Here is an 18,387-nt window from a genome sequence, read left to right as displayed (position 1 = left end):
GTTGGGGAACGGACGGTGACGCCACGGTGATGCATGCATCAATCTGAAGACTGTGGCAGGGACTTTCGTCATGCGCCCGCCCGCGTCGCGACAGCGATCTTACGCGGCCTGGGCCGCCACTGAATTGCATCCCTGGCCCGCTTTGTCGGCAAAAGAGAGCGACACGGGCACGTCCTTCTCCGTCGGCGGTGTCGAGATCCTCCGGCTGAGCGGCGTCGACCGGGCGATGCTGCGCCTGACCGGACCGGTCATCGACCGACTCGAACCACACCTACGGCCCTATGCGCAGGTCAGCGTCTGCCCCGACCGGGTCTGGCTCCTCCTGCGCCTCGACAGCGAATCGGACCTCCAATTACTTTTCGCCCTGACCAGCGTCGCCATCAAGGTCCACCTCCAGCGATGACGGCCTGAGCGTGGCGGTTCGTCCGCCCGGCCGGATCATCGGCCGCTGCGGAAGGCGCTCGGGCTGACCCCCTTGACCCGCTTGAACGCCGCGCTGAAGCCGAACCCGTCCGAATACCCGACCCGGCGGGCCACCGACGCGACGGTGGCGTCGCGCTCGGACAGCAGGTCGGCGGCGAGCGCCATGCGCCACCCCGTCAGGTACGCCAGCGGCGGCTCACCCACCAGCTCCGTGAACCGCTTGGCCAGCGTGGTACGGGAGGCCCCCGCCAGGGTGGCCAGCGAGGCGAGCGTCCAGGGGTCGGCCGGGGCGTCGTGGATGGCGCGCAGGGCCGGGCCCACCACGTCGTCGGCCAGCGCACGGTACCAGCGCGGCGCCTGCGCCTCCGGCCGGTCGAACCAGTCGCGCAGCGTGCAGACCAGCATCCAGTCGAGCAGCCGGTCGAGCACGATCTGGTAGCCGGGCCGACGCCGCAGGAGCTGGATCTCCAGGTAGTCGCGCATCGAGGAGCAGTCGTGGTCGTCGGCCACCACGATCACCGGCGGCAGCACCTGGACCAGGCGGCGCGTCACCTCGCCGCCCAGCTCGTACGTGCCGGTCAGCAGGACGGTGTGCGCGCTCATGTCCCCGTCGGCGCCCTCGGGCCGGACGTCCATCGCCGACCGGGGCGAGTCGGTGTCGGCGAACACGAACGGCTCGGGCCCGCGCACGATCGCGGTCTCGCCGACCTTCACGGGGCGGGCGACGTCCCCTTGGACGATCCAGCCGTCGCCCCGCATGGGGATGCACAGGGTCAGGGGCGCACCGGAGGCGAACCTGAGTGCCCACGGCGGCGACAGCGACGAGACGCCGAGCACCGACCCTTCGCCGCGAACACCTCTCAGCAGGTCGTCATAGGGATCCACGCCGCCACGATATCCGGACGATCGGACAGGTCCGTCGATGTCCGGACGTCCGGCCGGGTCCGGCGACGCCTGGACGATCGGTTCCGCACGATCAGACGGGCGCGGCGACGTCCGGACGATCGGACAGGTCCCGCGTACGCTCGCCCATGGCCGCCCGCCCGCCGGGCCGGTTGGCTGGACGGCATGAACGAGATCCTTGTCTTGGGAGCGAGCGGCAAGACCGGCCGCCGCGTGGTGCGCCTGCTGGAGGCCCAGGGCGCGCCGGTACGTCCCGCCTCCCGTTCCAGCCGCGTCCGGTTCGACTGGACGGAGCCCGGCACGTGGGCCGACGCGGCTCACGGCGTACGGGCGGTCTACCTCGTCGCGCCCGACGACCCGGCCCCCATCCAGGAGTTCGTCGCGAAGGCCGGCGGCGTGCAGCGGTTCGTGGTGTTGTCGGGCCGGGGCATCGACCAGGCGGGCCCCGGTTTCGGCGAGGGCATGATCGCCGCCGAGCGGGCCGCGCGCGAATCGGGAGCGGAGTGGACGATCCTGCGGGCCAACAACTTCAACCAGAACTTCGACGAGGACCTGTGGCACGCACCGCTGCGCGCCGGACGGCTGGCCCTGCCGATCGGGGCGACGCCCGAGCCGTTCGTGGACCTCGAGGACGTGGCCGAGGTCGCCGTCGCCGCGCTGACGGGTGACGGGCACGCGGGCCGGGTGTACGACCTGTCGGGACCCCGCGGGCTGACCTTCGGCGAGGCCGTCGAGATCATCGCGCGCGCCGCCGACCGCCCCATCGTCTACGAGGAGCTGACTCCGGAGCGCTACCGGGAGGAACTGCTCGCCGAGGGCTACCCCGAGGTCGTCGCCGACTCGCTGAACGCCCTCTTCGCTCTGCACCGTGAGGGGCACCTGGCCGAGCCCGCCGACGGGGTGCGGCAGGTGCTGGGCCGGGACCCGATCGATTTCGGGGACTACGCGACCCGGGTGGCGGCCACCGGCGCCTGGTCGTAGCCCGCGCACTCAGACCCCGCTGCTGGTCAGCCGTTCGTCGGCGCGGCGCTGCTCGGTGTCGCGCCCGGAGGGCGTCGTGCCGGGCGATCACCCGCCGCAGCGCCGCGGCGACGTCCGCCTCCGTGACCGCGCCGGTGATCCGGTGGCGCACGCCCAGGGTGTCGAGCGGCGTGCCCGGCCGGAACTGCTCGGCCAGCCAGGCGTCCCGCTGGAACGCGGTGAGCGGGAGCCCGCGCGCGGCGTCGCGGGCAGGCTCAGGATCGGTCCGCGCGTCGGCTTCGTCCGCCGTCGCGTCCGGTCGCGGCGCGGGGTCGGCGTCATCGAGCGACCGGGCGAGCGACCGGGCCAAGCCGGTCACGGTCGCGTACACGTCGGCGAGGGCCACCCGTACCCCGAACTCGCGCCGTCCGCCGTCGTGCGGGCGCGGCGATTCCACGGATGGCACGGGCATGCGGTCCTCGCGGGTCGGGGGGAAGACTCGGTCGGTGCGGCGGCCGATCAGGATCGGCCACGAAGATCTTTGTCAGGATGCTTCTGTCCGCGGGTTAACGTCGTGGTCACCAGGTGACCGGGAGTTCGTAGGCGCCGTAGATGACGGAGTCCGTCTTCAGCGGCAGGTCCTCGATCGGTACGGGGAGCCGCAGGGTGGGGACGCGGCGGAACAGCGTGTCGAAGACGATCTCCAGTTCCGTCCTGGCCAGGTTCTGGCCGAGGCACTGGTGCGGGCCGAAGCCGAAGGCGAGGTGGTGGCGGGCCCCGCGCCCGACGTCCAGGACGTCCGGGTTCTCGAACACCGAGGGGTCCCAGTTGGCCGACAGGCCGGAGACGATGACGCCCTCGCCGGCCCTGATGCGCACCCCGCCGATCCGCACGTCCTCGGTGGCCACCCGGGAGGTGACCCCGTCGGCGATGGCGAAGTAGCGCAGCAGCTCCTCCACGGCCATGGGCGTCCTGTCCGGGTCGGCCGTGACCAGGGCCAGTTGCTCCGGGTGGGTGAGCAGCGCGAGCACGCCGAGCGAGATCATGTTCGCGGTGGTCTCGTGCCCGGCGGTGAGCAGCAGGAAGGCCATGCTCACCAGGCTCGCGTGGTCGAGGTCGCCCTCCTGGCGTCGCCTGGCGATCTGCCGGCTGATCAGGTCGTCACCTGGTTCGGACTCCTTGCGGGTGACCAGGTCGCCGAGGTAGCCGCGGAGTTCGGTCAGGGCTCGCCCGCGCTCCTCCGGCGACGTGCTCCTGCGCACCACCACCGTCGTGCGGTGCTGGAAGAAGTCGTGGTCGGCGTACGGGACGCCGAGCAGTTCGCAGATCACCAGGGAGGGCACCGGCAGGGACACCGCCCGCACCAGGTCGGCCGGACGCCGGTCGGCGGCGAGCAGGTCGTCGACGGCCCGGTCGACGATCTCCTGGATCCGCGGGCGCAGCGCGGCCAGCCGCTTCACGGTGAACTCGCCGATCAGCGGACGCCGGGCCGCGGCGTGCTCCTCGCCGTCCATGCCGACCATCAACGGCGGCTGGCCGCGGAACTGCTCCACGGCCGCCGCGTCGGCCAGGAAGAACGGGAAACCGTCCCTGCGCCGGTCGGAGGAGAAGCGGCGGTCGGCGAGCACGGCACGGCCTTCCTCGTGCCCGGAGACCCACCACACCTCGGCTCCGCTGACCAGGCGGACCCTGCTGATCGACGCCTGCCTGCGCAGTCGCTCGTACTCGGCGGGCGGGGCGAACGGGCAGCCGCGTTCGACCGGCATCTCCACGTCGGCGCGTTCGGCGGCGACGATCTTCGTCATGAATGACCTCCCAGTGCTGGCTCCGGGCTCTTCGAGCGGGGTCCCGGCCCCGACCAGGGACAGCTTCCCCACGAAGGCCCGGCTAGGCTGCCCGCTCGGCATCAAGACACCGCGTGACCGCCCCTTGTGACACCCGGGGGCCATTTCCCCGCCAAGCCTTCCCGCCGCCACCGGCGAGGCCGTCCCCGTCCGCCCGGCGCACCGCCTCCTGCCCCGGGCGCCCGATCAGAGATAGCGCGGGAACAGGTCCGTCGTCGGCCAGGTCGTCACCTTGCCGATCTCGGCGTTGATGCGCGGGCTGAGCACGTCGAAGTCCGGCGACCCGCTCTCCTCGTTCCGGTTGAACAGGGCGGCGTAGGTGAAGCCGTTCTGGAGCCTGGCGGTGTAGGTGTAGGTCCCGGGCAGTCCGCCGCTGTGCCAGGTGTTGAGGTGTCCCGTCACCTGGCGGACCCACAGGCCGGCCCCGTACCACGAGCCGTTCTCCGTGACGCCGGTCTCCGGCTTGGCCAGCATCCTGCCGATGGAGGTCGCGTTCAGCACCGCGCCGGGAGCGTCCAGGATCTTCGCGAACCGCACCAGGTCCACCGCCGAGGCCAGCCAGCCGCCGCCGGGCCCGCGGTTCTCCATGCTGAAGCCGCCGTACGGAGCCGGGACCGTCGTACCGGAGGCGTCCGTGACCGTCCTGCTCGTCTGCGCCGACTCGTAGACGATCTCGCCGGGCGCGGCGTGCGCCTTGAGGGTACGCCCGAGCCGCAGCCTGCTGATGCCGGCGGGCGTCAGGATCTTCTGCTTCACGTACGACTCGTAGGCCAGGCCCGACGCCTTCTCCACGATCAGGCCGAGCAGCAGGTAGCCGTAGTTGCTGTAGGCGTACCTGCTGCCGGGGGCGAAGTCGAGTGGACGGTCGCCGGCGTACTGGATGATGTGCTCGCGCGTGATCGGCAGGGAGAGGTCGAGCGACCGGGAGATGGTGTGGTCCATGTACAGGTAGTCGCCCGCGAGGTCGCGGTCCCATCCGCCGGTGTGCTGCAGGAGCCGCCACACCGTCACGTTCGCCAGCCGGGGGTCGGCCGTGGTCGACAGCCCGAGCAGCGCGGCCACGGACGTTCCCAGGTTCAGCTTGCCGTCCTGCGCCAGCCTCATGATCGCCACGGCGGTGATGTGCTTGCTGAGGCTCGCGATGCGGAACAGTGAGGTGGGCGTGAACTTCGGCACGGAGGGGTCGTCACTGTAGCGGTAGGCCCTGGCCAGCACGAGCTTGCCGTTCTTGGTGATGGCGAGCTGCGCGCAGGAGATCCGGCGCTCCACGATGTAGGTTTTCAGCACGTTGTCGAAGCCGGCGAGCGCGGCCGGCGCCACTCCCGCGGTCTGGACCGTCGCGGCGAGCGCCGGCCGGGACGTTCCCAGCGTGAGGGCGGGCACCGTGGCGGCGCCCACTGTCAGGAAACGCCGTCTGCTCAGGTCGTTCGGCATCGGGCGATGCGGTTCGATCGTCGTCATGACCTGATGTCTAGTGGATCAGCGGCGTCGTTGAGCTGGTTTCAGTGGTTTTGCCCTTCTGGCCGCGGTGACCTGGGGTCGTGGCCGAGCGGGGGCGGGACCTGGCGGCGACGAGGAGTCCGAGTGCGGCGTAAACCGCGCCGAGCAGGCTGGCGGCCGGCCATCCCGCGATGCTGTAGGCCCAAGTGGTGGTGATCGCGCCGAGCGCGGAGCCGAGCGAGTAGAAGGTCATGTAGGCGCCGATGACGCTGCTGCTCCGATCGGGTCGGGCGGCGGTGAGCAGGTGCTGGCTGCTGACGTGTACGGCCTGCACGGCGAAGTCCAGGACGACGACACCGACGATCAACAGCCACAGCGATGCCCCCGCTTGGGCGATCAGCAGCCACGAGCCTGCGAGCAGGGCCAGCGCCCAGACGGTGACCGAGTGGGCCAGGCCCCGGTCGGCCCAGCGGCCGGCCCTGGCCGCGCCCAGCGCCCCGGTGAGACCGGCGAGTCCGAACAATCCGATCTCGGTGGTGCCGAAGTGCCACGGCGCGTCGCCGAGCGGCAGCGCCAGCCCGCTCCACAGCGTGCCGAAGGAGGCGAACAGGAAGAACGCGACCAGTCCCCGGCTGAGGAGCAGCCGGTCACCGGCGACCAGACGGCCCAGCGAGGACAGCGGATTCCCGTACCGGGCCCGGGGGCGGCGGAGGTCGGCGTCGAGAGTGAACCGGGCGGCGAGCGCCAGCATCGCGCAGAGCCCGGCGATGACGACGTAGACCAGACGCCAGCCGGCCAGCTCGCCCAGCGCGCCCGCGACCACCCGTACTCCGAGGATCCCGATGACCACGCCCGAGGTGACCGCTCCGATGTTGCGGCCACGCTCGCCGGCCGGTGAGACGGCGGCGACGTACGCCACCGTGATCTGGACAACCACGGCGAACAGCCCGGCCAGGGCCAGCCCCGCGATCGCGACGCCGCCGCCGGGCGCGGCGGCGGCCACCCCCGCGCCCACCGCCGTGAGCAGCAGGTGCACTGTGATGAGCCGGCGCCGGTCGAACAGGTCGCCGAGCGGGACCAGCAGCACCAGCCCGGCGAGATAGCCGATCTGCCCGGCGGCGACCAGCCACCCCAGCGCTCTTTCCCCCAGCCCGAGGTCCTCGCCCGCGGCCTCGAGGACCGGCTGGATGCCGTAGACGGTCGACACCGCCACCGCGCACACCAGCGCGAGCACGACCCGCTGCCTCCCCTTCAGTCCTGACGACATACACCCTCCAATAGGTTTCAAAATGCAACTTATCGGAGGTTAGGGCATAATGGTTTCAGATTGCAACTCATCATGGAGGGGGCCAGTGGACGTCACACTCGCCGGGGGAGGCGCCTGGACCGACCCGGCCTGCCCGGTCGCACGGACCGTCGACCTGATCGGCGACCGGTGGAGCCTGTTGATCATCCGTGACGCGATGGACGGGGCGACCGCCTTCACCGAGTTCCATCAGCGGCTGGGGATCGCCCGCAACATCCTCACCGACCGGCTCCGCAAGCTCGTCGAGCACGGCATCCTCGACAAGGGCGGCGCCGCCGACGGCAGACGACACACCTACCGGCTCACCGAGGCCGGGCGGGACCTCTTCACGGCCGTCGTCGCCCTGCGGCAATGGGGCGAGCGCCACGCCTTCGCCCCGGACGAGCCGCACTCCGTCCTCCTCGACGACCAGGGCCGCGAGCTTCCCCGGCTCCACCCGCTCGGCCAGGACGGCGCGCCGCTCTCCACCGAGGCGACGCACGTCAGGAAGACCGCCTGAGCCACACCCCCGCGCCGACGAGCCGAGCCCGCCGCCCAGGTACGCGATGCCGTACAGGGCCGGCGCGACGGATCACTCAGATTCCGCCACCTCGCCGGCGTCAGTCGGGTACGAGCGGTTCTGTGTCCGGCGGCACCGGCGTGGCGAGGATCTCGCGCAGGAGGGTGCGGGCGGCCGGGGTGAGGGGGCGGGTGGCGTCCCAGTGCACGGCGACGCGCCGGCCGCCGGGTGCGTCGAGGCGGCGTACGCGCACGCCGCGGGTGTCGGCCGTGGACACCGCCAGCCGGTTGGTCACGCCGATCCCGAGGTTGGCGCGTACCAGGGAGATCAGCGTCTGCGGCTGGTTGGTGGCCTGTACGGCCTCGGGCTCGAAACCCTGCTCCCTGAACGCCTGGTAGGTCTCGAAGCCGAGCGCCGCCGAGGAGCCGAGGCGGCCGATCGTGATCAGCGGGTACGCGGCCACGGCCGCCACCGGCAGCGGGTCGGGTAACGCCGCCAGCGGGTGATCGGGAGGGTGGACGACCGCGAGCGTCTCGTGCCACAGAGGCCGCCAGCGTACGGAGGGCCCGGCGGGTGGCGCCATCGGGCGCAGGCAGACGTCGATCTCGCCCGCGGTCAGGGCCGCGTCCAGCTCCAGCGTCGCCCGTTCGACGAGCACGACCCTGATGGCGGGCCGGGTGCGCGCCAGGTGTTCGAGCAGCCTCGGCACGAACGCCGCGCCGGCGCTCGGATGGCTGCCCAGCGTCACCACCCTGCGGGCGGATCCGCGCCGCGCGGCCATGGCCGCCTCCGCGTCGCCGAGCTGGTGCAGGATGGCGCGGGCGTGCTCGGCCAGCACCGCGCCCGCCTCGGTCAGCTCCACCGGCCGCTTGCTGCGGTTGAACAGGGACACGCCGGCCTCCCGCTCCAGCGCGGCCACGTGGGTGCTCACCCGTGGTTGTGAACGGTGCACGGCCTCGGCGGCCGCGCTGAAACTACCGGTGTCGATGACGCCAAGGAACGAGACGAACCACTCAAGACGGACTTCCGGTCGCAACATGCCCTTGCTCTAACCCACCCCGGGAACGGCGACAAGGCCCGGCCGCGGAAGCGAATACGTCAGGATCCGTTTTCCGAATAGCCGTATACGTAACGTGCGCTTAACACAAAACGTGGGCCCTCATAGGCTCGCTGACATCCGCTCCCTCCGGAAACCCAAGCCCCCCTGCCGTCCCTCCGGATTCCCGTGGACGGTGCACAACCCCCCGAGGAGCCCGCATGGCCGCATCCTCCGCCGCGAACACGACACCCGCGGGACGGGTCAGATGGACGATGATCTGGCTCGCCTTCGGCTCCATCACGATCAACTATCTGGACCGCGCCAACCTCGGGGTGGCGCTGCCGTACATGACCGAGGACCTCGACCTGTCCAACACCGCCACCGGGCTGCTGCTCGGGGCCTTCTTCTGGACGTACGCCGCCTTCCTGCCCGGTGCGGGGTGGCTGGTCGACCGGTTCGGGCCGCGCAGGATGATGGCGCTCGCCCTGGCCGCCTGGTCGATCGCCACGATGCTGGTCGGCGCGGCGACCGGGTTCGTCGTGCTGCTGCTCGTACGGCTGCTGCTCGGGGCCGTCGAGTCACCCGCGTACCCGTCCAGCTCGCAGATCGTCGCCCGCTGGTTCCCCACCAGGGAGCGCGGCCTCGCGGCCTCGATCTTCGACAGCGGCGGCCGGGCCGGCACGGCGTTCGCGCTGCCGATCACCACCGCGATCGTGGCGTTCCTCGGCTGGCGCGGCTCGTTCGTCGCGGCCGGCGTGGTCGGGCTGATCTACTGCGCGATCTGGCTGAAGTTCTACCGCGACCCCGGCGAGCACCCCAAGCTCACGCCCGGCGAGCGCGCCTACATCCGTGACGGCGGCGGCAAGGAGGTCGGCGAGGCCGTGCCACCCATGCCGTGGGCGCACCTGTTCCGCCACCGCACGGTGTGGGGCATGGTCCTGGGCTTCTTCTGCCTGTCGTTCGTGCTCTACTTCTTCATCACCTGGTTCCCCTCCTACCTGGTGAACGCGCGCGGCTTCGATCTGCTCACGCTGGGCTTCTTCGGCATGATCCCGGCGCTGCTGGCGATGCCCGCGCAGTGGCTCGGCGGCTGGGTGCAGACGCGGCTGATCAGCCAGGGCCGCAGCGTCACCTACGCCCGCAAGTTCCCGCTGGTCATCGGGCTGGTCCTGTCGTCCGTGATCGTGTTCGCCGGGATCGTGGAGCACGCCTGGCTGGCGCTGGGGCTGCTCGCCCTGTCGCAGAGCGCGCTCTGCTTCGCCGCCTCCAGCCTGTGGGCGCTGCCCGCCGACGTCGCCCCCACCACGGCGAACGTCGGATCGCTGGCCGGCATCCAAGGATTCGCGTCCAACGTGGCCGGATTCGTCAGCCCGCTCGTCGTCGGCATCCTGCTGGACGCCTCCGGCGGCTCGTACATCGTCCCGCTGGCCGTCGCGGGCGGCGTGTCCCTCCTGGGCGCGCTCGTGTACGGCCTGGTCATCCGCAGGATCGTGCCGCTCGGCAGCGAAACCCCCACCCCCACCACCTGAAGGAGACCTCACGCATGTATTCCGAGGACGTCCTCGAGGCGTTCCGCCGCATCTCCACCGCGTCGGTCGCCGACGCCGTCGAGCAGCACGGCGCGCGCGGCCATCTCGCCGGCGCGGTCGGGCAGGTCACACCCGGGGCACGCACGCTGGCGGGGCCCGCGGTGACCGTACGGGAGGTCCCGTCGTCGGAGACGGAGCCGCCGACCCACGCGCTGACCGCCATCGACGAGTCCCCCGAGGGCAGCGTGGTGTGCATTGACGCGGGCGGCGCCGACGTGGCCGTGTGGGGCGGGCTGATGACGGCGGGCGCGGTCGCCCGCGGGATCGCGGGCTGCGTGCTCGACGGCGGCGTACGCGACGTCACCGAGATCCTGCGCGACTTCCCCGGCTTCCCCGTGTACGCCCGCCACAGCGTGCCCGCCACCACCGTCGGCCGCTACAGCACGGTCTCACTCAACGAACCGGTCGTGCTGGGCGAGGTGACCGTGCACCCGGGCGACCTCATCGTGGCCGACCGCGACGGCGTGGTTCGCGTCCCGCGGGCGCTCGTCGCGGACGTGCTGCGCTCCGCCGAGGAGATCGAGCGACGGGAGAAGGAGCAGACCCGGCTCATCCTCGACTCGGGCTCGCTGCGCAGCGGTCTGGCCGAGTACAACCGGATCTGAGCCGATGCCCCATCCGCGGATCCTCGCCCTCGGTGAGCCGCTGCTGGAGTTCAACGCCGCGACCCAGGGCCCGCCGGCGGACGCCGCCGCCTTCGGCCACGCCCTGATGCGGCGGAAAAGGCCACCCGTCCTACTTCGAATGGCCCTCATCCTCGTCCCGCATGATCGATGGCGGAGCGGCGGGTCGGCGGTTGAATCGCAGTTGCCGACACCTCGGTGGCGAGGATCAGCGGAGAGGATCACTGTGAACGAAGTACATCCGGGCGGCACCGAGGACGGCCGCACCGTGGTCGTCATCGGCGGCACCAGCGGCATCGGCGCGGCCGTGGCCCAGCGCTTCGCCGCGGCGGGGGCCGAGGTGATCGCCGCCGGGCTGGGCGCGGACCCGGCCCCGCCGTCCTCGCCCCGCCCGGGGGCCGTGCGGCCGGTCGAGCTGGACCTGACCGAGGCCGGGGCGCTGGAGGGGTTCCTGGGCGGGCTCCCCAGGCTCGACGTGCTGGTGAACGCCGCCGGGGTGATCGCCAGGAACGAGGAGTACGACCCGGAGGTGTTCGCCCGCGTGGTGGAGGTCAACCTGACCGGCACCATGCGGGCCTGCGTGGCGGCCCGCGACCTGCTGCGCCGCTCCCGGGGCTGCGTGGTGAACGTCGCGTCCATGCTCAGCTTCGTCGGCGGTCCCAAGTCGCCCGCGTACACGGCGAGCAAGGGCGGGGTCATGCAGCTCACCAAGGCGCTGGCGGTGGCGTGGGCGGGGGAGGGCATCCGGGTGAACGCGGTGGCCCCGGGCTGGATCCGTACCGCGCTGACGGCGGCCCTGCACGAGGACGGCACGGCGGCGCGACGGATCGTGGACCGTACCCCGATGGGCCGCTGGGGCGAGCCCGCGGACGTGGCGGGGGCGGTCGTGTTCCTGTGCGGCCCCGACGCCCGGTTCATCACGGGCGTGGTGCTCCCCGTGGACGGCGGCTACCTGGCCGCCTGACGTTCAGACCGACACAGAAGGAGCGGCTCATGACCGGTACGCAGGCCCCAACGATCCCGATCTCCTCCGCGGTGCCGCCGGAGATCGCCGTCGCCGCCGTCCCCGAGGACGAGCGGGTGTGGGTGCCGCAGGCGCCCGACGTGTGGTTCCGGCCACTGATGTTCAACACGGTCACCGGGCAGTGGTGCAACCTGCTCAAGGTCACCGCCGCGGGCATCGTCTCCAGGCACCGCCATCCCGGCGTGGTCTTCGGATACGTGATCAAGGGCAGGTGGCACTACCACGAGCACGAGTGGGTCGCCGAGGCCGGCCACTTCGTCTACGAGCCACCGGGCGAGATCCACACGCTCGCGGTGCCCGACGACTGCTCCGAGATGATCACGTACTTCAACATCACGGGTGCGATGGCGTACGTGGACGAGAACGGCGCGCTGATCGGCTACGAGGACACCTTCACCAAGATCGACATGTGTCGCAGGCACTACGAGAAGGTCGGGCTCGGAGCCGGCTACGTCGACCAGTTCATCCGCTGATCCCGCCCCTCAGCCCGCCCGTCGAGGCCATCGGTCGAGCCATGGCCTGGACGGGCCGCTTCTCGTGGCGGCCGGGTGGACCGTCCGATCAGGGTATGCCCCGAACGTGAACCTCGCGGCGATCCCCGGAGCCGCGACGAGAGAGCGGGGCTGATGGACATCCGAAACGTGCTTCCCTACCGGATCGACTGGATCGTCAGCTTCGTGGCCGTCGCCCACCACGGCGGCTTCTCGGCCGCGGCCAAGGCCCTCTACCGCTCGCAGCCCCGGATCAGCAGCCACGTCGCCGAGCTGGAACGCCTGCTCGGCGCGCGGCTGCTCGACCGTTCCCTGCAGCCCGCGGCGCTCACGCCGGAGGGCCGCGCGCTGCTGCCGCACGCCGAGGAGGTCCTGCGCAGGCTCAGCCTGCTCGCCGAGCTGACCGGCGGCGTCGTACGCGGGGAGGTGCGGCTGGGCGCCTACCCCAGCGCCGCCTCCTACCTCTACCCGCCCGCCGTGCGGGCACTGCGCGCGACGCACCCGCACGTGCGGCTCGTGCTGCGCGAGGGGCCGAGCGTGGCGCTCGGCGACGACCTCGTCGAAGGCGGCGTCGACCTGGCGATCCGGCCGCTCCAGCCGTTGGTCAACTCCGACGAGGTGGTCAGCCGGGTGCTCTGGCGCGAGCCGCTGGTGGCGGTCTTCCGCGACAACCACCCGCTCGCGCGCTCCCGCAGCGTACGGCTCGCGCAGATCGCCTCCCTCCCGGTGGTGACGATCGGCGAGAGCGGCGAGGGGCACGGCCGCCAGTACGAGGCCAACCTCGCCTTCGCCATGGCCGGCCTCAACCCGGTCATCATCGCCCAGACCAACCAGCCGCAGACCCTCATCTCCCTCGTACGCCACGGCATGGGCACGGGGGTCACCAACAGCCTGGCCATGACCACGGCCAACACCGAGGGGGTCGTCCTGGTCCCGGTCGCCGAGCCGTACTGCGAGCGGGTCGTGGCGGTCTGGTGGCGCTCGAACGCGGTGGTGTCCCCGGCGGTGGAGGCCGTCCGCCGGACCCTCACGACCCTGCCCGCACCCCGCTGGCCCTGGGACGAGCAGCCGCTCTGAGAAACCACGGCAGGTCCGAGCACGCGGAAGGGCTCCCGTCCAGGTGCGGTGCGGACGGGAGCCCGTTCGTGCGGGGCGAGGGCCGTCAGTGCTCGCCGTCGCCCTGGCCCGAGCCCGGCTTCCAGACCTGCGCGGCTCTGCCGTTGAGGTCCCAGACCACCTCGCCGCCGCGCACGGTCAGCTCGCAGAGCAGCTTCTGCTTGCCGTCGATCCTGAAACCGAAGCTGTCGACGAACCCGAACCTGCCCTTCTCCAGCGTGAACACCGACAGGTCGGCCGGCGCGCCCACCGACAGGTGCCCCAGCTCCTCGTGCCCGATCGCCTGGGCGGGCCGCCAGGTCGACGCCGCCACCACGTCCTTGAGCGGCATGCCGAGGGCGAGGAACTTCGACATGACGTTCGCCATGTCCTTCATGCCGCCGTTCATGCTGGTGACGTGCAGGTCGGTGGAGATGGTGTCGGGCTGGAACCGCTCCTTCATGGCCGGTACGGCGACCTCCCACGCGAAGCTGCCGCCGCCGTGGCCGACGTCGAACAGCACGCCCCGCTCGCGGCCCGCGTGCAGGCCGGGGTTGAGCTTGCCGTCCGCGCCCAGCTCGCCGCGGTTGCCCGAGTACGCGTGCGAGTAGATGTCACCCGGCCGCAGCTTCTCGGTCAGCAGTTGGGCGAGCGGCCGCTCGGGGCGGTTGGCGCCGAAGTCCACCATCACCGGGATGCCGGCCTTCTCCCCGGCCTCGACGGACCTCTCCACCGCGTCCCACTCAGGGCCCTCGTAGTGAGCGGTCTTGATGCCGACGACGACCTCGGGGTAGCGCAGCGCGACCTCCGCCGCCGGGCCCGCCCGCATGTCGTTCAGGTCCTGTTCGAAGTCGCCCCCGGCCATGCCCTTGCCGACGATGTTGAGGAAGGCCAGCACCCTGGTCTTCGAACGGTCGATGACGTTCTTCTTGAACTGGGCGAAGTTCGACGCGCCGGACGAGCCGGTGTCGACGGCGGTGGTCACGCCCGAGCGGAAGGTGAACCCGTCCGGCGCGACGCTCTGGAAGCCGTCGGCGTAGGCGCCCTCAGGGCCGGTGAACAGATGGGCGTGCAGGTCGATGAGGCCCGGGGTGACGTACTTGCCCGCGACGTCGACCGTCCGCCCGGCCTCGCGGGCGTCGATGCGCTCCGCGACCTTGGCGATCCTGCCGTCCTTGACGGCGACGTCCCTGACCGCGTCGGTGCCGTTCTTCGGGTCGATGACGTGGCCTCGGCGGATCAGAAGGTCGTACTGGGGCTCCCGCGCGGCCGGCGTGGTGCCCGCCGCGGCGGCGGAGACGCCGACCAGCAGAGAGAGAACCGTGGGAACGACGGCCCAACCGGCCCGCGCTCGAAGATTCATGTCCGTCCTTTCAGATGACGGCGATGCAGTCGATCTCGACGAGGGAGTCGCCGGGGATGCCCCCGGCCGCGGCGATCGTGGTACGCACCCCCGGCTCGGGGCCGAACCGGCCCAGGAAGACCGCGTTCATGCCGTCGTAGTCGGCGAGATCGTTCAGGTAGACGTTCACCTTGAGAACCTTCGCCATGGACGAGCCGACGGCCTCCAGGTTCCGCTCCAGCTCGGTCAGCACGTGGTCGGTGTGGGCGCGGATGTCGCCCTCGAAGTGCGCGCCGATGCCGGACAGGAAGACCAGGTTCCCGTAGGTGACGACGGGGCTGAACAGGGGGTTCTCCGGCGGCTCCGAACCCGGGTAGTGGACCTTCTTCTTCGGCCTGCGGCCGCCCGGGTCGTGGTCGCTCGCGGCGGCCGGGGTGGCGGCGGCGATGACCGGTACCGCGGCTGCGGCGGCGACGGCGGGGGCGGCCTTGCGGATGAAGTCCCGGCGGTTTTCGGACAACAGGTTCTCCTTGGGGGTGGGGTTGCTGGGGAAACGACGTCGGTGCGGCCGGGGTCAGCCGCCGCGCGCGGCCGTCCAGGTCGCCTTGAGGTACTCGCCCATGTCGAGTTCGCCGCTGATCGCATCGCCCTGGACGGTCCCGGTGAAGGTGAAGGAGAGCGAGTCGCCGTGCTCCTCGCCGTAGGTGCTGCGGACGCGTACGGTGTCACCGCTGACCGTGCCCGTGAGGTCCCGGGTGACGAAGTCGCCGGTGTGCGAGCCGGTGACGGTGGCGCCGTCCTGCGAGAGCCGCAGCCGGTGCGCGTCCGAGGCGCCGGCCAGATACTTGATCTTCAGCGACCAGTCGCGCCTGACGTCCACCGTGGGCGGCTCGGCCGGCTCCGGCGGCTCCGGGGGGTCCTTCAGGAGTTCGACGAGTTCCCGGGCGATGACCTTCTCGTCGCCGGGCGTCAGCATGTAGGGCGTGATCGACACGCCGGTCCTGCCGTCGCGGCTCGTGGCGTTCAGGGCGATGCGCGGCTCGCCCTGGTAGAGGGTGTCCGTCACGGTCTGGCCCGACACGCCGAGCCGCTCACCGTCCCAGAGCACGGTCAGCGACGGGGTCCGGTTGGACAGCCCCTCGGGCTGCACGATCGAGGTGGTCACGGTGGGGATGCCGGACACCTTGCCGGCGATGTCCCGCAGCCACCCGGTCCACCGCCGGTACTCCGCGTCGTGGTCGCGGCGCACCCACATCTCGACCGCCATGAGCATCCCCATGGCCTCTTCCTTGCCGACCTTGAAACCGCGGGCGAACCCGTGGTGCGGGGCGCTCTGCACCCACGCCGCCCTGACCAGGTCCTCCCGGCCGAGCAGCAGGCCCGCCGACTGGGGGCCGCGGATGGCCTTGCCGCCGCTGTAGGCCACCAGGTCAGCGCCGTGGCCGAGGTGCACGTTGGGGATGGTGAGGATCTCGGCGGCGGCGTCCACCAGGACGGGCACCCCCTTGGGCTTCGCGACCTCGGCGATGACCCTGGTGCTGATCTCGCTGTCGTCCACCCTGGGCCCCGCCATGATGTAGACCAGCGCGGTCTGCGGGCCCATCGCCGCCTCCAGCTCGGCGCGGGTCGACACCTCGACGACCTTCAGCCCGACCGCGCTGACCGCCGCCTCGTAGACGTTGCGCGAGTGCCTGGGGATGATCACCTCTGTCTTCCTGAACCCGGTCAGGTCGGGGATGCGTACGTGCAGGTCGGGGTTGCCGCCGGCCACGCAGGCCGCCGTGGCGTGCGTGAGCGCGGCGGCGCAGCCCGAGCTGACCAGGCCGAACTCAGTACGGGTCAGCTCGCCCAGGCGCTTGCCGACGGCATCCGCCAGTTCGTCCAGGTGCACGTACTGCCTGGCCGCCGCGTCGATCGCGGCGCGGACCTCGGGCAGCATGAGAGAGCCGCTGAGGATCGTGAACGTGCCGCGCGCGTTGATCAGCGGTCGCACGCCGATCGCCCGGTAGACGTCCTTGGCCTGGTCCAAGGTGCCGAGGGGTGCGGTCGCCGTCGCGGCGGCGGCCACGGCCGCCGCCGCGGGGCCGGCCAACATCGGGCCCAGCGCCAGCGCGCCGCCCATGCCGGCGCCGAGTCGCAGGATGTTACGTCGAGAGACAGCATCAACGGCCACGTGACCCCCAGCCAGTCCATGTCTTATCGGCCTGACCAAACGGTAGGTAGTGGCGCGACCCATGTTAAGCGCGTCTTTTCGATGACACTATTCGGCATTCAGATAGTGGCGGGACCTGGAAAGGTCGCCGTCACGCGCCGTCCGCGATCGCGTGCCGCCCGGTCGGGGTCCGGGCGGCACGCCGGTGCGTTCACTTGATCGCGCGGACGCCCTTCGCGATCTTCTTCAGCTCGCCGGGGCCGTCGACCTCCCCGGCGTACGCGGGGCTGATGAACACCTTCACGGCCAGGTCGTCACGGATCTTCCAGGTGATCGTGGGCGTGCTCGGCCCGCCGTCGACGGCGGAGTCGCCGCCCAGGGAAAGCCGCGCCGGCCTGCCGCCGATGTCCACGCTCTCGTCCCGGTGCTCGGGCGCGAAGGCGTACAGGGCGTCCGCGGACGCGTCGTGGGCCACGATCACCTGGACGGAGTACTCGCCCTGGGGGAGGCCCGGCTTCCGGTAGCTGGTGGTGTAGCTCTTGCCGTCGCCGATCACGTCGTTGTCCGACCACCGGCCCCATTCGAGCCCCTCGGGCAGGTAGGTGAGCCGGATGCCGCCGAACTGCCGCCCGTCGCCGAGATCTCCCAGGGCCTGTGGCGTCGGCGCGGCCGGGAGCTGTACGTCGAGCGTGATCAGGCTGCCCCACGGGACGACCGTGCCGGCGGCGGGCTCCTGCGCCGTCACCTGACCTCCGCGTACCTGCGTTCCGGTCAGCGCTGCCTTCAGCCCGGCTGCGTGGAGCGCCTGCACCGCCTCGGTGGTCGGCCGACCGGTGATGTCGGGCACGGTCACGTCGTTGCGCACTTCGGCACGGTCCTGGCCGGCGGCGGCGTCGGGGCTGCCGGCCGGGCCGCCGGAGTTCAGCGTCACCGGCACGGCCACCATGACCGCCGCCGTGACGAGCGCCGCCCCCGCCGCGCGGAACCTGATCACGTGGGCGCGATGCCCGCGGCGGATGGCGCTGCCCAGGTCCGGCGCGGCCCGGACGTCGCGGACGTGCTCCGCCATGGCGTTCGCGAGGTCGTCCTCGATGGTCATCTGTTCACTTCCTCTGCGACTTGCAGGTTTTCGCGGATCCTGGCGAGCCCCCGCGCCGCCTGGCTCTTGACCGTTCCGACCGAGCAGCCGAGCAGGGCCGCGGTGGCCTGCTCCGACTGGTCCTCCCAGTAGCGCAGCACGAGCACCGCCCGCATCCGGGGCGGCAGCCTGCGCAACTCGCCGATGAGCGTGTCGCGCAGGTCGAGGTCGGGGGAGTGGGCCGCGGTCTCGGGCGGCCGGGCGAACATGACCTCCTGGACGACCTTGCGCCGCCGGGCCTTGCTGATCGCCGCGTTCACGACGACCCTCTTCGCGTACGCCTCGGGATTGTCGTGCCTGATGCGGCGCCAGTTCCGGTAGACCTTCTCCAGCGCGTGCTGGACCAGGTCCTCGGCGTCATGTCTGGCCATCCCGCAGATCAGGATCGCGGTACGCAGTAAAGCGGTGCTCCTGGTGGCGAGAAACACGTCGAAGTTCGCTTCGTCATCGTCCGTCATCGATGAGGGCCTCCTTTCGCTCCTCCCAACGCGCGAACCCGCCCGGAGGTTGAGTGCCGGA

The 18,387-nt window shown here is 71.6% G+C and carries 18 protein-coding genes; 8 read left to right on the top strand and 10 right to left on the bottom strand.

All coding sequences use genetic code 11. The features are described from left to right. The first annotated feature begins 70 nt into the window (after positions 1-70). A complete protein-coding gene (locus ACZ6S0_RS30570) occupies positions 71-403 on the top strand; it encodes a hypothetical protein (RefSeq protein ID WP_465922771.1) in 333 nt (110 codons plus the stop codon). 35 nt (positions 404-438) lie between these two features. Here the strand turns inward: ACZ6S0_RS30570 and ACZ6S0_RS30565 are convergent, their stop codons facing one another. After that, entirely contained in the window at positions 439-1,308 is an 870-nt protein-coding gene (locus tag ACZ6S0_RS30565) for an AraC family transcriptional regulator (RefSeq protein WP_465922770.1), read from the bottom strand. A gap of 183 nt (positions 1,309-1,491) precedes the next feature. On the opposite strand from ACZ6S0_RS30565, the gene ACZ6S0_RS30560 reads away from it, so the two are divergent. Further along, positions 1,492-2,307 (top strand): NmrA family NAD(P)-binding protein, encoded by an 816-nt coding sequence (locus ACZ6S0_RS30560; protein WP_465922769.1) that lies wholly within the window; start codon positions 1,492-1,494, stop codon positions 2,305-2,307. A gap of 557 nt (positions 2,308-2,864) precedes the next feature. Here the strand turns inward: ACZ6S0_RS30560 and ACZ6S0_RS30555 are convergent. The 3 genes from ACZ6S0_RS30555 to ACZ6S0_RS30545 form a co-directional block, all read right to left on the bottom strand. Continuing rightward, on the bottom strand, positions 2,865-4,091 hold the full coding sequence (locus ACZ6S0_RS30555; protein WP_465922768.1) for a cytochrome P450: 1,227 nt from the start codon (positions 4,089-4,091) through the stop codon (positions 2,865-2,867). A gap of 225 nt (positions 4,092-4,316) precedes the next feature. Next, on the bottom strand, positions 4,317-5,591 hold the full coding sequence (locus tag ACZ6S0_RS30550; RefSeq protein WP_465922767.1) for a serine hydrolase domain-containing protein: 1,275 nt from the start codon (positions 5,589-5,591) through the stop codon (positions 4,317-4,319). A 10-nt stretch (positions 5,592-5,601) separates the two neighbouring features. Next, positions 5,602-6,837: an MFS transporter gene (locus ACZ6S0_RS30545; RefSeq protein WP_465922766.1), complete on the bottom strand. Its 1,236-nt coding sequence runs from the start codon at positions 6,835-6,837 to the stop codon at positions 5,602-5,604. Positions 6,838-6,922: 85 nt separating this feature from the next. Here ACZ6S0_RS30545 and ACZ6S0_RS30540 point away from each other — a divergent pair, with 85 nt between their 5' ends. Next, positions 6,923-7,375 (top strand): winged helix-turn-helix transcriptional regulator, encoded by a 453-nt coding sequence (locus ACZ6S0_RS30540; RefSeq protein WP_465922765.1) that lies wholly within the window; start codon positions 6,923-6,925, stop codon positions 7,373-7,375. 100 nt (positions 7,376-7,475) lie between these two features. Here the strand turns inward: ACZ6S0_RS30540 and ACZ6S0_RS30535 are convergent, their stop codons facing one another. Then, positions 7,476-8,414: a LysR family transcriptional regulator gene (locus tag ACZ6S0_RS30535; RefSeq protein WP_465922764.1), complete on the bottom strand. Its 939-nt coding sequence runs from the start codon at positions 8,412-8,414 to the stop codon at positions 7,476-7,478. 218 nt (positions 8,415-8,632) lie between these two features. On the opposite strand from ACZ6S0_RS30535, the gene ACZ6S0_RS30530 reads away from it, so the two are divergent. The 5 genes from ACZ6S0_RS30530 to ACZ6S0_RS30510 all read left to right on the top strand — a co-directional run bounded on the left by ACZ6S0_RS30530 (position 8,633) and on the right by ACZ6S0_RS30510 (position 13,218). Further along, positions 8,633-9,943: an MFS transporter gene (locus ACZ6S0_RS30530; protein WP_465922763.1), complete on the top strand. Its 1,311-nt coding sequence runs from the start codon at positions 8,633-8,635 to the stop codon at positions 9,941-9,943. A gap of 14 nt (positions 9,944-9,957) precedes the next feature. Continuing rightward, positions 9,958-10,608 (top strand): RraA family protein, encoded by a 651-nt coding sequence (locus ACZ6S0_RS30525; protein ID WP_465922762.1) that lies wholly within the window; start codon positions 9,958-9,960, stop codon positions 10,606-10,608. A 244-nt stretch (positions 10,609-10,852) separates the two neighbouring features. Beyond that, complete coding sequence (locus tag ACZ6S0_RS30520) at positions 10,853-11,590, top strand: SDR family NAD(P)-dependent oxidoreductase (RefSeq protein ID WP_465922761.1); 738 nt, start codon at positions 10,853-10,855, stop codon at positions 11,588-11,590. A 29-nt stretch (positions 11,591-11,619) separates the two neighbouring features. Beyond that, positions 11,620-12,123, top strand: coding sequence for a 2,4'-dihydroxyacetophenone dioxygenase family protein (locus ACZ6S0_RS30515; protein ID WP_465922760.1), 504 nt, complete (start codon positions 11,620-11,622; stop codon positions 12,121-12,123). Between the two features lie 153 nt (positions 12,124-12,276). Continuing rightward, complete coding sequence (locus tag ACZ6S0_RS30510; protein WP_465922759.1) at positions 12,277-13,218, top strand: LysR family transcriptional regulator; 942 nt, start codon at positions 12,277-12,279, stop codon at positions 13,216-13,218. Positions 13,219-13,303: 85 nt separating this feature from the next. Here ACZ6S0_RS30510 and ACZ6S0_RS30505 read toward each other — a convergent pair whose 3' ends face one another. The 5 genes from ACZ6S0_RS30505 to ACZ6S0_RS30485 form a co-directional block, all read right to left on the bottom strand. Next, positions 13,304-14,599 carry an amidohydrolase/deacetylase family metallohydrolase gene (locus tag ACZ6S0_RS30505; RefSeq protein ID WP_465922758.1) on the bottom strand — a complete coding sequence of 432 codons (1,296 nt, stop codon included), beginning with the start codon at positions 14,597-14,599 and terminating at the stop codon, positions 13,304-13,306. Between the two features lie 10 nt (positions 14,600-14,609). After that, positions 14,610-15,098: a RidA family protein gene (locus ACZ6S0_RS30500; RefSeq protein ID WP_465922757.1), complete on the bottom strand. Its 489-nt coding sequence runs from the start codon at positions 15,096-15,098 to the stop codon at positions 14,610-14,612. 54 nt (positions 15,099-15,152) lie between these two features. Further along, on the bottom strand, positions 15,153-16,751 hold the full coding sequence (locus ACZ6S0_RS30495) for an aminotransferase class V-fold PLP-dependent enzyme (RefSeq protein ID WP_465922756.1): 1,599 nt from the start codon (positions 16,749-16,751) through the stop codon (positions 15,153-15,155). A 190-nt stretch (positions 16,752-16,941) separates the two neighbouring features. Further along, positions 16,942-17,829 (bottom strand): PASTA domain-containing protein, encoded by an 888-nt coding sequence (locus ACZ6S0_RS30490; protein WP_465922755.1) that lies wholly within the window; start codon positions 17,827-17,829, stop codon positions 16,942-16,944. Continuing rightward, positions 17,826-18,326: a SigE family RNA polymerase sigma factor gene (locus tag ACZ6S0_RS30485; RefSeq protein ID WP_465922754.1), complete on the bottom strand. Its 501-nt coding sequence runs from the start codon at positions 18,324-18,326 to the stop codon at positions 17,826-17,828. The genes ACZ6S0_RS30490 and ACZ6S0_RS30485 overlap by 4 nt, the downstream gene beginning before the upstream one ends. Positions 18,327-18,387: the final 61 nt, after the last annotated feature.

The organism is Nonomuraea sp. NPDC051298 (assembly GCF_055586305.1).
The sequence above is the reverse complement of the archived record's forward strand: the minus strand, read 5'-3'. Positions and strand labels throughout refer to the sequence as shown.

Coding starts and splice junctions, on each gene's coding strand:
- ACZ6S0_RS30570 (WP_465922771.1), top strand. CDS start 71: ATGCGCCCGCCCGCGTCGCGACAGCGATCTTACGCGGCCTGGGCCGCC.
- ACZ6S0_RS30560 (WP_465922769.1), top strand. CDS start 1,492: ATGAACGAGATCCTTGTCTTGGGAGCGAGCGGCAAGACCGGCCGCCGC.
- ACZ6S0_RS30555 (WP_465922768.1), bottom strand. CDS start 4,091: ATGACGAAGATCGTCGCCGCCGAACGCGCCGACGTGGAGATGCCGGTC.
- ACZ6S0_RS30550 (WP_465922767.1), bottom strand. CDS start 5,591: ATGACGACGATCGAACCGCATCGCCCGATGCCGAACGACCTGAGCAGA.
- ACZ6S0_RS30545 (WP_465922766.1), bottom strand. CDS start 6,837: ATGTCGTCAGGACTGAAGGGGAGGCAGCGGGTCGTGCTCGCGCTGGTG.
- ACZ6S0_RS30535 (WP_465922764.1), bottom strand. CDS start 8,414: ATGTTGCGACCGGAAGTCCGTCTTGAGTGGTTCGTCTCGTTCCTTGGC.
- ACZ6S0_RS30530 (WP_465922763.1), top strand. CDS start 8,633: ATGGCCGCATCCTCCGCCGCGAACACGACACCCGCGGGACGGGTCAGA.
- ACZ6S0_RS30525 (WP_465922762.1), top strand. CDS start 9,958: ATGTATTCCGAGGACGTCCTCGAGGCGTTCCGCCGCATCTCCACCGCG.
- ACZ6S0_RS30515 (WP_465922760.1), top strand. CDS start 11,620: ATGACCGGTACGCAGGCCCCAACGATCCCGATCTCCTCCGCGGTGCCG.
- ACZ6S0_RS30510 (WP_465922759.1), top strand. CDS start 12,277: ATGGACATCCGAAACGTGCTTCCCTACCGGATCGACTGGATCGTCAGC.
- ACZ6S0_RS30505 (WP_465922758.1), bottom strand. CDS start 14,599: ATGAATCTTCGAGCGCGGGCCGGTTGGGCCGTCGTTCCCACGGTTCTC.
- ACZ6S0_RS30490 (WP_465922755.1), bottom strand. CDS start 17,829: ATGACCATCGAGGACGACCTCGCGAACGCCATGGCGGAGCACGTCCGC.
- ACZ6S0_RS30485 (WP_465922754.1), bottom strand. CDS start 18,326: ATGACGGACGATGACGAAGCGAACTTCGACGTGTTTCTCGCCACCAGG.